The sequence below is a fragment of the Roseiterribacter gracilis genome (genome assembly GCA_018332375.1).
Classification (GTDB): Bacteria; Pseudomonadota; Alphaproteobacteria; order BOG-932; family Roseiterribacteraceae; genus Roseiterribacter; species Roseiterribacter gracilis.
Genome location: BOPV01000001.1, coordinates 451,534 through 466,315 on the forward strand (window position 1 = coordinate 451,534; position 14,782 = coordinate 466,315).

The window sequence follows — 14,782 nt, forward strand, 5'->3', positions numbered from 1 at the left end:
TGACCACAAAGGCTGCTTGATGTCCCAGCTCCGCCGGAGCCGGCTCCCGCTTGTGGGATTCGTGCTCGCGGGCTTGACCTTGTGGGCGCTGCGCCTGTTCGAGGTCGGCGGACTTGCACCGGTCGTGATCGGGCAGGCGCTGTTTACGCTGTGCTACGGATTTCTGCTGCGCGCCTTCGCGACGACGTTGCGCGCGGGACAGGAGCCGTTGATCACCAACATCGCGCGGCGTGTGCGCGGCACCGTGCTGCCGCCTGACATCAACCGTTACACGCGCAACGTCACCTTGTTGTGGGTCGCCGTCTTTGCAGCGCAGCTCGTGCTGTCGGTCGCATTGCTGTTGCTGGCGCCATTGGCGTGGTGGGCCGCCTTCGTCACCTGGATCAGCCCGCTGTCAGTCGTGCTGGTGTTCGCACTCGAATTCGTCGTGCGCCGCATTCTGTTGCGCCACCATCCGCGCGACCGGTTGCGCGATCTCGCCAAGGTGCTGCGCATGACCTTGGCCGAAGCCGGCAAATGAGCGTGTTGCTGTTGCAAGGTGACGCCGTCGTCGCGCGCAAAGCGGGGCGCGAGATTGCGGCGTCCGCATTTGCCGCCGACGTTGCTGCGCTGGCGGCGCGTCTGCCTGCGAACGGACGGCCGCTCAATCTTTGTCGCGACCGCTACCGGTTCTTTGTCGGTCTTGCCGCCAGCGCGGTGAACAAGGTCCCGTGCATTCTGCCGCCCAGCAGTGCGGCCCATCTGATCCGCGATCTTCTGACCGACGAGCCCGACGCCTATCTGCTCAGCGACGGCGAGGTGATCGAAGGCATCGCGACCGTGATGGTCGACGCCGATGGCACAAGCGGCTCTGCCGATCTACCGAGCGTCGATCGGCAGAGCATCGCCGCGATCCTCTACACGTCGGGTTCGACGGGACGGCCGTTGCCGCATCCGCGCAGCTGGAACTCGCTGCTCGAAAGCGCACACGCGGTGCAGCGGCGGTTTGGTTTGCAGCCGGGCTCGACCGTAATCGCGACCGTGCCGCACCAACATAGTTACGGTCTGGAATCGTCGATCCTGTTGCCGGCCCTGCATGGCGGCGCGATCGACACGGCGCATCCGTTCTTTCCGCGCGACGTGCGCGACCGGATCGCAGCCAGCCCGCGTCCGCGCTGGCTGGTGACGACGCCGATCCATTTGCATGCGCTGCTGGCCGAAGCGGGCGAGCTGCCGCCATTGGACGGCATCGTGTCGGCGACTGCACCGCTGGCGCTGGAACTTGCGACTGCCGCCGAACGACGGTTCGGTGCGGTCCTGTACGAAATCTATGGCTGTTCCGAAGCAGGGCAGCTGGCGACGCGCACGCCGACCTCGTCGTCGCGCTGGTCCTGTCTCGACGGCGTGACGTTGCGGCAAGAGCAGGGCGTCACGATTGCCGAAGGCACCTTCCTCGATCAGCCAACCCGGCTTGCCGATGTGCTGGAGCTGGATGGCCCCGATCATAACAAAGCCACCAAGTTCGAATTGCGCGGACGGTTGCAGGACCTGGTCAATATCGGCGGGCGGCGCAGCTCGATCGCGTATCTGACGCATCACCTGACCTCGATCGACGGCGTCGTCGACGGCGTGTTCTTTTCGCCCGGCGACGATCACGATCCCGCGGCGCGGTTGATGGCGTTTGTCGTTGCGCCATCCCTAAGCGCGGGCGAAATCTTGGCGGCGCTGCGCCTCCGCATCGACCCCGTCTTTCTGCCGCGACCGCTGCATCTGGTCGATGCGCTGCCACGCAACGCGACGGGCAAGATCCAGCGCGAAGATTTGCTGGCGCTTGCGGCGCGTGTCGCATGAGCAGCGCCGAATTCACCATCGTCGCCGAACATCCGTCGTTGCCGGGGCATTTCCCGGGCGATCCGATCGTACCCGGCGTCGTGCTGCTCGATCGCGTCACTGCGCTGGTTGGTGCCGCGGTCGCGCCAGCACGGTTGGCGGCAGTGACGTCCGTGAAGTTTCTGTCGCCGGTGCGTCCGGGCGAGGCGGTGCACGTCACCTGGCGCGACCGTGCCGATGGCGACGTCGCGTTTGACTGCCGCTGCGGCGACCGCGCCGCGTTGAACGGCTCGCTACGGTTCACCGTATGAGCATCGAGGTCCAAGATTGGCGTACCCAGCCCGAGCGCGGTGTCGCTTGGGTGATGCGCGCTTGCGTCGTGGTCGCACTGACGGCAGGGCGCGGCGTAATGCGACTCTTTGTGCCGCTGATCGCGGCGTATTTCACCGTCGCGGCCGGGCCGGCGCGCGCCGCATCGCGCACCTATTTGACGCGTGCGTTGGCGCGGCCGGTCGGGCTGCTCGATGTGTGGCGGCATTTTGCAAATTTCGGCGCGGTCATTCTGGACCGGATTTACCTGCTCAATGACGAGCTGAACCGGTTCGACGTTGTGATCCACGGCGAAGAGATCGTGCTCGACATCGCAGCGCGCGGGCAGGGGTGTCTGTTGCTGGGGGCGCATTTCGGCAGTTTCGAAATTCTGCGTGCAGCCGGCCGCCGCCATAGCGGGCTGCGCGTCAGCATCGGCATGTTCGAAGAGAACGCGCGCAAGATCTCGGCCGCCCTGTCGGCGATCAATCCGGCGCTGGATCTCGACGTGATCCCGCTGGGTCGTGCGGACTCGATGACCAGGATCGAACAACGGCTGCGTGCGGGATCGTTCGTCGGTTTGCTCGCCGATCGCGGTCTGACCAACGATCGTCTGCGCCGGCGTCCGTTCCTGGGGCACGAAGCCGGCTTTCCGCTCGGGCCGTTTCGCGTCGCCTCGATGCTGGACGTACCGGTCGTGTTCATGTTCGGCGTCTATCGTGGCGGCAATCGCTACGAAGTAACGTTCGAACGCGCCACCGATCATCTCGGCGCTGACGGCGCAAACGCGGCGCGCGCGGCGCGTCTGCTCGATCACTATGTCGAGCGTCTGGAAAGCCAATGCCGCGACGCCCCGTTCAACTGGTTCAATTTCTATGATTTCTGGCGCTAACCTTTTTCTCACGCTGCTGCTGTTTGCAACGCCGGCCGAGTTCACGCTCGCCGATCTGCTGCAGACCATGCGCGGCGTAAAACAAGCCGACGCGACCTTCGTCGAACGTCGTGACATCCAGTTGCTCAGCGTGCCGATCAACACCAGCGGTCGCCTGACCTATGTCGCGCCCGACCGGTTGGAGAAGCTGACACTCGAACCAAGACGCGAGCTCATGACCGTAACCGCGCGCGAAGTGACGATCGCGCCCGATGATGCCGAACCGACGGTCATTCCGCTCGACCAAGCGCCCGAGCTGCGTGCGCTGGTCGATGGGCTGCGTGCGACGTTGGCCGGCGACGAGAGGGCGTTGCTGCGGTCCTACGACGCAACGTTTTCTGGCCGCGCCGACGCGTGGCAGCTCGATCTGGTGCCGAAATCGAGCCGGCTGCAGCAGCTCGTGCGCAGCCTGCATATCGAAGGCAGCGGCACGTCGATCCGCAAAGTCGACACGGTCGATGCCAGCGGCGACCGCGCGTCGATGACGATTACCGCAGCCAAGTGAGCCGGCTCGCCTATCTCATCTGGCCGCTCTTGGTCGCGGGCAGTTTGTGGCTGGTCGTGCATGTCGCGATCAGCACCGACATGCGCGCTTTCCTGCCGCGCCGCGCGTCGCCGGCCCAGCAAGTGCTGGTCGAACAGATGCGCAGTGGTGCCGTGGCGCGTTTGCTGGTGGTCGCGATCGACGGCGCCGACGCCGCCGTTCTGGCGCAGCAGTCACGACAGCTGGGCGAGAAGTTGCGCGCCGATCCGGCTTTCGCGCAGGTGCAGAATGGCGACGCAGCCGCGACGGCGCGCGACCGCGAGCTGATCTGGACCAACCGCTATCTGCTGAGCCCCGCAATCGACGCGGCGCATTTCGACGTTCCGGCGCTGCGCGCTTCGCTGGAGAAAAGCCTGGCGCTACTGGCTGGCAGCGGCGGCATGGCGGCGCGGTCGCTGGTCACGTCGGATCCGACCGGCGAGATGACGCGGCTGCTGCCGTTGTTGTTGCGCGGCACGGCGCGTCCAGCGAGCGAAGACGGGATCTGGATTTCGCCCGATCGCAAACGCGCGCTGCTGCTGGTCGAAACCAACGCCGAGGCGACCGATCTCGACGCACAGGAACGCGCCATCTCAGCGATCCAGCGCCTTGCCGCGCCGGCAAACGTCACGGTCAGCGGGCCGGGCCAATTCGCGGTCGAAGCGCGGCGGCAGATGAAGCACGATGTCGGGCTGCTTTCGACGGTCGCGATCGTCGGCATCACGATCGTGCTTTTGGTCGCCTATCGCGATCCGCGCTTGCTGCTTTTGTCGCTGCTGCCGGTTGCGAGCGGCGTGTTGTTCGGTTTCGCCGCGGTCGCGCTTGGCTTTGGCACCGTGCACGGAATCACGTTGGGATTCGGCGTCACTCTGATCGGTGAAGCGGTCGATTACGCGATCTATCTGTTCCTGCAGTCCGGCGCGCGCAAATCGATCTGGCCGACCTTGTTGCTGGGAGCGGCGACCTCGGTCGTCGGTTTCGCGGCGATGTTGTTTTCGGATTTCGACGGGCTGGCGCAGCTCGGCCTGTTCACCATCGTCGGGTTGTGCACGGCGGTTGCGGTGACGCGCTTTATTCTGCGGCCGCTGAACATTCACGCGACGGCGCGTCCGTTGCAGCTCCCCAACTCGGGTCGGGCTGCGCCTGTGTTGGTCGGGTTGTTCGCACTGGCCAGTCTCGCTTTTCTGCTGACGCGGCCGGTTCTGTTCGACGCGTCGCTGCACAGTATGAGTCCGGTACCGCCTGCGGTCGAACAGCTCGACCGACAATTGCGTGCCGATCTGGGCACGCCGGAATTCCGCTATTTGCTGGTTCTGCCCGTCGATACCGATGTGGAGACGGTGCTCGCCGGCCTGTCGTTCGATGCGCCGAACAATTTGCTGCCGAGCCAAGAGGTGCAGCGTCGCCGGCAAGCCGCGTTGCCGGAGTCCGCGACGTTGCGTGCCCGCTTCGACGAAGCGCGGCGCGATCTGCCGTTTCGCGGCGATCAGTTCGAACCATTCTTCGCTGCCGTCGAAGCAACCCGCACCGGACCGTTGTTGAACCTGGCGAGCTTTGATGGATCGGCCTTGGGGCTGCGGCTGCGCACGATGCTGCGCGGCGACGGATCGATGTTGGTGCCGGTCTATGGCAATCCCGATCCGGCGCGGTTGCGCGCGATCGACAACAGCGTGCTGGTCGATCTGCGCCAGGAAAGCGACGCGCTGCTGGGGCGGTATCTGCACGAGGCGATTCAGTTGGCTCTGATCGGCGGCGTCGGGATCCTGGTGCTGCTCGCGATCGCCTTGCGCAGCGCCACGCGGGTTGCATGTGTTGTGGCGCCGCTATGCGCGGCGTCATTCGCGTCGGCCGCGATCAGCCACGCCCTTGCGGGCGCGCTGTCGGTGTTTCACCTGTTCGGTCTGTTGCTGGTGGTGGCGGTGGGATCCAATTACGCGCTGTTTCTCGAACAGCCGACCGAGCGGGATCGCTTGTTCCGGTCGCTGATCGTCGCCAATCTGTGCACCGTGATCGGCTTTGGCGTTCTTTCGATTTCCTCGACCCCGGTGTTGCGCGGGCTTGGCAGCACGGTGGCAATCGGCACCGCGCTGAGCCTCGTCTTCGCGCTGTTGCTGGCGCGGAAGGAGGAGGCGTGAAGCGGCTCGTCCTTCTCGCGTCGTTGGGGCTCGGCGGCTGCGCAACCGGCTTCCAGGCGCCGGCACCGATTCAGCAATCGGAGGCGACCTATACCGCGTCGTTCCCGTACTACGTCGAAAGCTGCGCCCTATCGCAGATCAAAAAGTCGCCCGCGCATCCGCCCGACATTGTCGGCGGCATTGGCGGGCACGCGACCTTGTATCTGAGCCAAGTCTGCAAAGTGCCGGGTGCGAATTATCCGGTGCTGCAGCTGTGCGAAGGCGCACCAGTGCCGGGGCGCGGCGTCGGCATCAGCATCAACGCGCATTTCCGCAATGCCGCTTGGGTCGCCACCGAAGGGCGCGATTTCTTCTATGACGGCGTGTTGCGCTCCGACGAAGCGGTGACGCTCGAGAATTACGAAGCGACGCGCAACGAGGCGCGCAAGCGCGGCGTCTATGACGGCGTCATCTTCCACGACAAATTGTTCGAAGACCGCGCGCCGGGGCAGGACGACGAGACCTATCACTATGACGTGTCGATCGGGACCGATTACGGCGTCGGCCTGGCGCGCGACCGTTATTGCGCGCGCGTGCCGACCGACAAATCGGGCTTGCAGCGCGTGGTGCAGTATCTGAACACGGTCAACCAGCCTTACCGCGAACGCAAACAGGACTTCGCCTGGGATGTGCTGCGCCAGAATTGCGTGCATTTCATCCATGACGCGTTCAGCGTGCTGGGGCTGTGGGAGACGTGGCCGCAGCAGAACCTGCTCGAAGCGGCGCTGAATTTCCCCGTACCCAAGAACGAGTTCGTCGATCTGGTCGAAACCACCAACGACCTGCCGGTCGACGATCCATTGGCGCTCTACCGGATTGCGCGCGCACGCCAGAACTTGATGCAGCATGGCAATCTGCCGACACGGCCGGGTGCTGTGCTGGAGGCGGTGCCGGCGCATCGTCCGAACGAAATGTACCGTACCGATGTGGCGCTGATTTTTTACGACGAGCCGATCTTCGGCACCTATGCCGGCCGCTTCACCAAATTGATGTCGTCGCCGCGTCTCGCCAGCTTGGATGCGAACCTGGCCTATTTCGACGAACTCTATCGCCGGGCCGGGGCCAATGCCGACACGGCGCTGCAACGTGCCAAGCCGGAAGAGCGCGCCGGCTTCGAACCGTTCCTGGAAAAATATCGCAGCTTCATCCGCGCGCAGCAGGCGCGCCTGGGCGCAATGCGATGAACCCGATCGAGATCACCGCCAGCGCAATCGTCACCTGTCTAGGGCAAGGCAAGGCGCCGACTTTGGCGGCGTTGCGCAGCGGCGTCAGCGGTCTGGCGCCGTGCGGGTTCGAAACCGTGCAACTGCCGACCTATGTCGGCGAAGTAGCGGGAGCGGGCGACGATCTGCTGCCGCCCGGCTTCGACAAGTTCGATTGCCGCAACAACCGCGTCGCCGAACTGGCGTTGCAAGCCGACGGGTTTCTCGATCGCGTCGCCGCTGCGCGCGCGCGTTACGGTGCGGCGCGGATCGGCATTTTCGTCGGCACCAGCACGTCGGGCATTCTCGAAACCGAGATCGCCTATCGCCACCGCCAGGACGATGGGAGTTTGCCGAAGGGGTTCATCTACGACGAACGCCACAGCACCTTTTCGCTGGGCGCCTATCTGCAGCAGCGTCTGGGGCTGGAAGGTCCCTCGGTCGTGTTGTCGGCTGCATGCGCCACGACCGCGAAGGCCTTTGCCGCTGCGCATCGGATGATCGAAGCGGGCCTGTGCGACGCGGCGCTGGTCGGCGGTGCGGACTCGCTGTGCCTGACGACGCTCTACGGCTTCAACGCGCTGTGTCTGACGTCGCGCAACCCGTGCAAACCGTTCGACGCAACGCGCGACGGGATTTCGCTGGGCGAAGGGGCTGGCTTCGTGTTGCTGGAGAAACCTTCCTCCAACGATCCGATGTTGCTGCTGGGTATGGGCGAAAGCAGCGACGCCTATCACATGTCGTCGCCGCATCCCGACGGGCTGGGCGCCAAGCTTGCCATGCAGCGCGCGCTCGACAGTGCCGGCCTGGCGCCGTCCGACATCGCCTATCTCAATCTGCACGGTACTGCGACGCCGGTCGGCGATCGTGCTGAAGACAAGGCGGTGCTGTCGCTGTTCGGCGACCAGATTGCGTGCAGCTCGACCAAAGGACAGACCGGCCACACGCTAGGGGCCGCGGGAATCGTCGAAGCGATCCTGACCATGTTGTCGTTGCGCGAAGGCGTGATGCCCGGCACCGCCAATCTCGGCACGCTCGACCCCGATCTCGGCGCCACCTATCTGCGTGCGCCGCAAGCGCGGCGCTTCACGCGCGCGATGAGCAACTCGTTCGGCTTCGGCGGCAACAATTGCTCGCTGATTTTTGGAGCCGGCTGATGCGCGTATCGATCGACGCGATCGGCCTGTGCGGACCCGGACTGGACGGCTGGACGAACAGCGCTGCGATCCTTGCCGGTCGCGCAGCGTACGAGGCGACGCCGCCGCGCATCGTGGCGCCCGATCTGCTGCCGTCGGCCGAACGTCGCCGCGCCGTGCCGTCGGTGCGGCTGGCGTTGCAGGTCGGACAAGAAGCGCTGCAGGCGAGCAAGGCCGACGTCGCGACCTTGCCGACTGTGTTCACTTCGTCGGGCGGCGACGGATCGACCATGCATGCGATCCTCGACACGTTGGCGCAGCCGGCGCGCGAAATGTCGCCGACGCAATTCCACAATTCGGTGCACAACGCACCCGCGGGCTATTGGAGCATCGCAACCGGCAGCCACGCGCCGACGACGAGCCTGGCCGCGCATGACGCAAGTTTCGGCGCCGGCCTGCTCGAAGCCGCGTCGCAAATGCTGGCGAGCAACGCGCCGGTGCTGCTGGTCGCCTATGACGGCGCCTATCCCGGTCCGCTGAACCGTGTGCGTCCGATTGAAGGAAGTTTCGGCGTCGCCTTGCTGCTGGCGCCCAGCGGCGGCATCGCCAGCCTGTCGATCGAGCGCGTGCATGGTGTTCCCAACGGTCCGGCGCTGGACGATGCGTTTCTGGAACGGCTGCGCACGCACAATCCTGCTGCGCGCAGCCTGTCCTTGCTGACCGCGATTGCGCGCGGCGTCGCCGCCGAGGTCCAACTGCAAGAGACCGCGAACCACATGCTGCGGATCGCGGTTGCGCCGTGATCGCTGACCTGATCCCGCATGCCGGAAGCATGGTGCTGCTCGACACGGTCGACAGTTTCGATGCGACGCGGCTGCGCTGCCGTGCGACCTCGCATCATGCAGCCGACAATCCGCTACGCTCGCCGGACGGCACGCTGGGCGCGCTGGCCGGGCTGGAATATGCGGGGCAGGCGATGGCGGTGCATGGAGCACTCTCTGGCGCCAAAGGTGCCAAGCCGCGTCGCGGTTATCTTGCCAGCGCGCGCGACGTGCAGATTTCGCGCGCGACCTTGGACGGGCTCGACGAGCTGATGGTTGAGGTCGAAGCCTTGTCGATCGAAGCGCAGCGCGTGCTGTATCAATTCCGCCTGTCGTCGGGCGACGAAACCTTGCTGACCGGACGGGCTGCGGTCGTGTTGGAGGCGATATGAAACGCGCGTTGGTTACGGGCGGCAGCGGTGCGATCGGCAGTGCGATTTGCCGTGCGCTGGCAGCGGACGGGCATCACATCTATGTCCACGCCAACCAGTCGCTCGACAAGGCGCAGGCGCTGGCGGCCGAGCTCGGCAATGCGACGGCGGTTGCGTTCGACGTCACCGATGGCGATGCTGTCGATGCAGCGTTGCAGACGATCCTCGCCGACGGGCCGATCCAGATCCTGGTCAACAATGCCGGCATTACCGACGACGCCGTGTTGCCGGGCATGAAGCGCGCGCAATGGACGCGCGTGCTCGACGTGTCGCTGAACGGCTTCTTCAACGTGACGCAGCCCTTGCTGCTGCCGATGATGGCGACGCGCTGGGGCCGCATCGTCAACGTCACCTCGGTCGCGGGCATCGTCGGCAATCGCGGTCAGGGAAATTACGCCGCCGCCAAAGCGGGGCTGCACGGCGCGACGAAGACCTTGGCGATCGAAGTCGCCAGCCGCGGCGTGACCGTCAATGCGGTTGCACCCGGCATCATCGAATCCGACATGACCGACGGTGTGTTCGACAAAGACGCGATCGGCCGGCTGGTGCCGATGAAACGCGCCGGGAAGCCCGACGAGGTCGCTGCGATGATCCGGTTTCTCACCTCCGACGCAGCCAGCTACGTGTCGGGGCAGATCATCTCGGTCAACGGAGCGATGGTCTGATGCCAAGCATGCTGATCTGGTTGGCGCTGGCCGGCGTGCTGTTGACGCCGGGGCCAACCAATACGCTGCTGGTTGTCGGCGGTGCGTCGCGCGGCTTCTGGCGCGCGCTGATTTTTTCGCTGGCGGAGATCAGCGGCTATTTGATTTCGATCAGCGTGCTGAACTTGGCGCTGGGGCCGATCATTGCCGCCAACGCTGAACTCGCTTGGGTCGTGCGCGGTGTTGCCTGCGTCTATCTCTGCTATCTCGCCTGGCGACTGTGGACCTACGAAACGCGCGTCGAGCAGAATTTGCAGGTGGTCGAGTTCCGCCACGTCTTCGTGACGACGTTGCTGAACCCGAAAGGGCTGATCTTCGCCTTGACGATGGTTCCGCCTGGCGAGTTGCCGATGTTTCTCGCCGTCTTCGCCGCGACCGTGCTTCCGATTGCGAGTTTTTGGATCGCGACCGGCGCCGTGCTTGGACGCAAGGCCGGCGCCAATGCCGGTGCCGCACCGCGCTGGTTTCATCGCGGCTCGGCGGTGGTGCTCGGCTGTTTCGCGACGTTGCTGGTGCTGTTGCCGCTGCTGCGCTGATCAGTAGGAACGCGAACGATCGACGGTGCCTTCGACCGTCTCGCCGCGTTCGAATTGCGCCAGCTTGGTCACCATCTGGTCGACCGCTTCGTCAATCAAGGTGAAAGCCGCCGCGTGCGGCGTGATGCGCAAGGTCGGATTTTCCCACGCCGGATGCGTCGCGGGCAGCGGTTCGATCGGGAACACGTCGAGCTGTGCGCCGCGCAGATGACCGCTATCGAGCAGATTGAGCAGCGCGTCGAGATCCAGCTGATCGCCGCGCCCGGCATTCACGACATACGCACCGCGCGGCAACAGCGCCAGGCGTCGCGCATTGAGCAATCCGCGCGTCTCGTCGGTTAACGGCAGGATCGACACCAGTAGATCGGTTTCGCCCAGCAACATGTCGAGCGCGCCGTGCCAGCGCACGCCGGGCAGGGTCTTTTCGGTGCGGCTCCAACCCGACACGGTGAAGCCGTGCTGCGCTAGGTGCGTCGCGACATAGCCGCCCAACGTGCCAAGCCCCAGCACGGTGACGCGCAGGCTTGCGCGCGAACGCGGCGCGCGCGGCTTCCAGGTGAACTCGGCCTGGTCGCGTGCGTACTGATCGAAGCTGCGCAGCACGGTCAGCGCGGCGTAGAGCGCATAGTCGAACATCTGCTCGGCCATGCCCGCATCGTTGAGGCGGATCAGCGGGACCGTATCGCTGAGATCGTCGCGGCCGAGAAACTTCTCGACGCCGGCACCCATCGCAAATACCGCGCGCAGGTTTTTCAGCGACGCGAACCGGCCCGGCGCGGTTTCCCACGTCGCGATCCAATGCACGTCGTCAGGGTTGGCGACGTCGTCCAACGCTTCAACGCGCAACTCGGGCGCGCGCTTGCGGAAGGCGTCGACCCATTTCTCGGTCTTGTTGGTCGCAGCGACGGCGAAGATTGACGATGTATCCAACAGCCGTTCCTCTAAATCGTCACCCCGGCGAAGGCCGGGGCCCACCGGCGGGGCAGTACGAGGCGGTTTCGTATCGCTCGTACCATGGACCCCGGCCTTCGCCGGGGTGACGCGTTGCGTCAAAAGCCGAACATATGGTCGAGCGAGAAGCCGCTGGCGTCGTTGATCAGCCCGTGAAAGCCGAACAAGCGGCAGGTCACGTCGCGTACCTGGACGTAGCCATGTTCGCCCGCGCGCGCCAACTCGTCTGCGGTGAAGGTCGAGCGCACGCGGAAATGATGGCTGCCGCCGCATGCGATCTTGATGTCGCGCGACGCGATCTGTTTCGCCTGGCCGTCGAACAGGTTCAGCGACGTGGTCGATTCCGGATGCCAGGTCTTGGACGCCGGATAGATCAAATGGCACATCGTGTCGGCGCGCGAGCCGCCGATGCGCAGGAACAGGCGCGTGGTCAGGCCGGGCGGTGCGCCGGTGTAGGACTGCGGCTCGTCGCGATAGGTGACGGCGATGTTGTAGATGTGGCTGCCGAAGCTGGTCTCCGCCGCTGCACCATCTTTGCCACGGCGATAGCGCGCGATTGCGTGCAGCCACCCATCACCGCCGCCGCCATCGCGAAAATCGTAGCGCAGCTCGGCATGGCCGTAGCCGCCGAGCTTCTCCATCGAACCGTTCAGCACGTCACCGATCGCGACTGCGAGACTGTCGGCGCGATCGAGCTTGCCGAGAAACGTCTCGGCGACTTTGGTGCCGTCGGCCGCGAAGATGTCGAGCGCAAGCGGCAGGTCGCTTTGTCCGCGCGCCATCGGCGTCGGCAGAATCTCGGTGGTGAAATCGGCGTGCGGCAAAATCGGAAAAGGCAGCAGGAAGCCGCGTCCCAGTTGCGGCAGCTTCGGCAGATTGGCGTCGGGTTCGAGATCGACACGCTCGACATTGGCGTGCGCGATGCGGGTCCGCCCCTTCGAACCATTTTGGCCATTGTAGTCGATCGTGTAGCGCGGCCGCACGAAATGCCGACCGGCATGGACTTCGATCTGGTCCGGCCATTTCAAGTTCGGCAGCAAGCTCGCAACGTCGATCGCTTCGCAGGCGAAGGGCGCGATTTCTTGGTTGTGCCAGGCGACGTCGTTCGATCCCATGCGCGCGAAGCCGATGCCGCCGGCCGGGATCGAAACCGGATGCGAGTTCTGCACCCACAGGCGCACGCGTTCGCCGGGCGCGGGCGCGGGCAGGCCGGCATAGTAATCGGCGGGCCAGGCATTGGCGTCGTGCGTCGCTGACAGATCGGTGCCGGCGCTGTTGTAGGTGTCGACCGCATATTTGACGACGCCGTGGCCTTTGATGCGCACGGCGTGAATGAACAGCGAGCCTTCGAATGCGCCGAGACCGAAGCGCTTGCGGATCTCGGCGCTGTCGAGTGTCCAGCATGCGTGCGGGCCGGGCAGGCTTTCATTCCAGGTCGCGAGTTCTTTGCCGCTCTTGTCGTAGAGGCGGCACCACAGCGACGGATCGGTCGCGCCGTAGCCGGACCAGTAATTCGACCCGACGATGCGCGTGTGCAGATCGTTGTCTTCAAGCAGCAGCGCAAAATTGGTCGCGAAGTTGGTCGGGTCGAGATAGCGCTGCGGGTTCGACAGCATCTCCGCCGGCAGCTTGATCGCGTCGAAGTCGATCAAGGTCGCGCCTTGCGGCAGCAAGTGACGGATCTGCTGGACGTGACGCGCGCCGTCGAACGAGGCGAGCAGAATCGTCCTCACACCGCTGTCGGCGATCGTATCGATCGGTTGCGCTGCTGCACCGCGGAAAGAACGGCCCAGCTCTTCAAGCCGCTGCACGTAGAAGCCGGCCGGCTGTACCTTGGCCAGTGGATAAAGCGCTTCGAACGACTCCAGATGTCCGTCCGGATCGTAGAAGGCGACCGGACCAGCCGCTTCCAGCCGCGCCAGCAAGGCAGCAGCCAGGGGTGCGACGAGGGGATGGCCGAGCGCCTTGAACAGCGTTTCACCGCCGAATTTCAACGGCGCGGCCTTGTCATGGGTGAAGGTGCGGATCGCGAGTGACATGGTCCGACTATATAGGGCGGTCGTGGGGAAAAGAGCTGGCGTTCAAAACGCCGCGGCATTACCGAAGCGTAAAGCTTTTGATTGTGAATCTCGACCCATGACGTTTCGCATCCTGGCGCTCTCTGGCGGTGGGTATTTGGGTCTCTACTCGGCCCACGTGCTGACGCGCCTTGAAGCGACGATCGGTCGGCCGATCGCACGCAGCTTCGACATGATCTGCGGCACATCGATCGGCGCCATCACGGCGCTGGCCCTGTCCCTGGAAGTGCCGGCAGCCGAAATCGAACACGCATTCATCTCGCACGGCCCGAACATCTTTCCGCAGATCGGCGGACGCTTCCGCAGCATCAAGCGCGGCTATGCGTTCGGCCGGTCGCTGTTCAAACCGAAATATAGCGACGGTCCGCTGCGCACCGCGATCGAGTCGCTGGTCAGCAAAGACCACACGCTTGCGGATTCAAAATACCGGCTGGTCCTGCCGGTCGTGAACATGACCTCGGGCCAGGTCGAAGTGTTCAAAACACCGCATCTGGCGACCTGGACGCATCACGCGCCGTTGAAAATGGTCGATGTCGGATTGGCGGCAGCAGCGGCGCCGACCTTCTTCCCGTTGGCCGAGGTGCGCGACAGTCTCTATGTCGACGGCGCCGTCTATGCCAACGCGCCCGATCTCGTCGGCGTGCACGAAGCGCAATATTACCTGCAGCAGCCGCTCGACGACATTGAAGTCCTGTCGATCGGCACGACCACCGCCGCATTCTCGATGCCGCATCGTTGGGGCCGCGAATACGGCGCCTTCCGCTGGCTCAAAGGCGGCCGCGTCTTCTCGACCATCATGGCGGCGCAGCAGCAGTTGTTGATGGTGTTCCTGCGCCATCATCTGGGCGACCGGTTCGTCCGCATCGACTCCATTCAGGCGCCGGGCGTGCAAGCGGATCTCGCCTTTGACGGCGCCACCGAACATTGCACCAAGACGATCAAAGGTCTGGGCGACCATGCCTTCGAAGAGGCGCTGAAGCGCCGGCAGGTCCGGGACATCCTGGCCGCCGAAGCGCCGCCGCCGGTCTTCTATCCCCAGGGGATGCCTGGCCTGGTCATGCCCAGCACGCCATTGACGTTGGTCCGCTAATTCCGCGGTAATCGGACCCGCAGCCAGGCGTTCTCACCCGAATGCCCCGGGATTGGCTGGTTTGGGTCCGCCGAACTTCTTTCGCGC

At 64.9% G+C, this 14,782-nt stretch carries 15 protein-coding genes; 13 read left to right on the forward strand and 2 right to left on the reverse strand.

Annotation, left to right across the window (positions count from 1 at the left end):
- Positions 1-19: 19 nt before the first annotated feature.
- From TMPK1_RS02195 to TMPK1_RS02250, 12 genes are read left to right on the forward strand one after another with little or no spacing between them, the layout of a single operon-like run.
- Positions 20-520 (forward strand): COG4648 family protein, encoded by a 501-nt coding sequence (locus TMPK1_RS02195; RefSeq protein WP_420241160.1) that lies wholly within the window; start codon positions 20-22, stop codon positions 518-520.
- The gene (locus TMPK1_RS02200) at positions 517-1,830 is read left to right on the forward strand and encodes an AMP-binding protein (RefSeq protein ID WP_420241161.1); all 1,314 of its coding nucleotides are present in this window, start codon (positions 517-519) and stop codon (positions 1,828-1,830) included. The genes TMPK1_RS02195 and TMPK1_RS02200 overlap by 4 nt, the downstream gene beginning before the upstream one ends.
- Positions 1,827-2,120 (forward strand): ApeI family dehydratase, encoded by a 294-nt coding sequence (locus tag TMPK1_RS02205; RefSeq protein WP_420241162.1) that lies wholly within the window; start codon positions 1,827-1,829, stop codon positions 2,118-2,120. Before TMPK1_RS02200 ends, TMPK1_RS02205 begins: the two co-directional genes overlap by 4 nt.
- Entirely contained in the window at positions 2,117-3,010 is an 894-nt protein-coding gene (locus TMPK1_RS02210) for a lysophospholipid acyltransferase family protein (protein WP_420241163.1), read from the forward strand. The genes TMPK1_RS02205 and TMPK1_RS02210 overlap by 4 nt, the downstream gene beginning before the upstream one ends.
- Complete coding sequence (locus TMPK1_RS02215; protein ID WP_420241164.1) at positions 2,994-3,554, forward strand: LolA-related protein; 561 nt, start codon at positions 2,994-2,996, stop codon at positions 3,552-3,554. Before TMPK1_RS02210 ends, TMPK1_RS02215 begins: the two co-directional genes overlap by 17 nt.
- Complete coding sequence (locus TMPK1_RS02220; RefSeq protein ID WP_420241165.1) at positions 3,551-5,707, forward strand: MMPL family transporter; 2,157 nt, start codon at positions 3,551-3,553, stop codon at positions 5,705-5,707. Before TMPK1_RS02215 ends, TMPK1_RS02220 begins: the two co-directional genes overlap by 4 nt.
- Complete coding sequence (locus TMPK1_RS02225) at positions 5,704-6,930, forward strand: hypothetical protein (RefSeq protein ID WP_420241166.1); 1,227 nt, start codon at positions 5,704-5,706, stop codon at positions 6,928-6,930. The genes TMPK1_RS02220 and TMPK1_RS02225 overlap by 4 nt, the downstream gene beginning before the upstream one ends.
- The gene (locus TMPK1_RS02230) at positions 6,927-8,105 is read left to right on the forward strand and encodes a beta-ketoacyl-ACP synthase (RefSeq protein ID WP_420241167.1); all 1,179 of its coding nucleotides are present in this window, start codon (positions 6,927-6,929) and stop codon (positions 8,103-8,105) included. Before TMPK1_RS02225 ends, TMPK1_RS02230 begins: the two co-directional genes overlap by 4 nt.
- Positions 8,105-8,887, forward strand: coding sequence for a beta-ketoacyl synthase chain length factor (locus tag TMPK1_RS02235; protein ID WP_420241168.1), 783 nt, complete (start codon positions 8,105-8,107; stop codon positions 8,885-8,887). Before TMPK1_RS02230 ends, TMPK1_RS02235 begins: the two co-directional genes overlap by 1 nt.
- The gene (locus tag TMPK1_RS02240; protein WP_420241170.1) at positions 8,884-9,297 is read left to right on the forward strand and encodes a hotdog family protein; all 414 of its coding nucleotides are present in this window, start codon (positions 8,884-8,886) and stop codon (positions 9,295-9,297) included. The genes TMPK1_RS02235 and TMPK1_RS02240 overlap by 4 nt, the downstream gene beginning before the upstream one ends.
- On the forward strand, positions 9,294-10,001 hold the full coding sequence (gene fabG / locus TMPK1_RS02245; RefSeq protein WP_420241171.1) for a 3-oxoacyl-ACP reductase FabG: 708 nt from the start codon (positions 9,294-9,296) through the stop codon (positions 9,999-10,001). The genes TMPK1_RS02240 and fabG overlap by 4 nt, the downstream gene beginning before the upstream one ends.
- The gene (locus TMPK1_RS02250; protein WP_420241172.1) at positions 10,001-10,576 is read left to right on the forward strand and encodes a LysE family translocator; all 576 of its coding nucleotides are present in this window, start codon (positions 10,001-10,003) and stop codon (positions 10,574-10,576) included. Before fabG ends, TMPK1_RS02250 begins: the two co-directional genes overlap by 1 nt.
- Here the strand turns inward: TMPK1_RS02250 and TMPK1_RS02255 are convergent, their stop codons facing one another.
- Together TMPK1_RS02255 and TMPK1_RS02260 are read right to left on the reverse strand one after the other, a co-directional pair.
- Positions 10,577-11,506 carry a 2-hydroxyacid dehydrogenase gene (locus TMPK1_RS02255; RefSeq protein WP_420241173.1) on the reverse strand — a complete coding sequence of 310 codons (930 nt, stop codon included), beginning with the start codon at positions 11,504-11,506 and terminating at the stop codon, positions 10,577-10,579.
- 119 nt (positions 11,507-11,625) lie between these two features.
- The gene (locus TMPK1_RS02260) at positions 11,626-13,566 is read right to left on the reverse strand and encodes a hypothetical protein (RefSeq protein ID WP_420241174.1); all 1,941 of its coding nucleotides are present in this window, start codon (positions 13,564-13,566) and stop codon (positions 11,626-11,628) included.
- A gap of 97 nt (positions 13,567-13,663) precedes the next feature.
- On the opposite strand from TMPK1_RS02260, the gene TMPK1_RS02265 reads away from it, so the two are divergent.
- Complete coding sequence (locus TMPK1_RS02265) at positions 13,664-14,695, forward strand: CBASS cGAMP-activated phospholipase (RefSeq protein WP_420241175.1); 1,032 nt, start codon at positions 13,664-13,666, stop codon at positions 14,693-14,695.
- Positions 14,696-14,782: the final 87 nt, after the last annotated feature.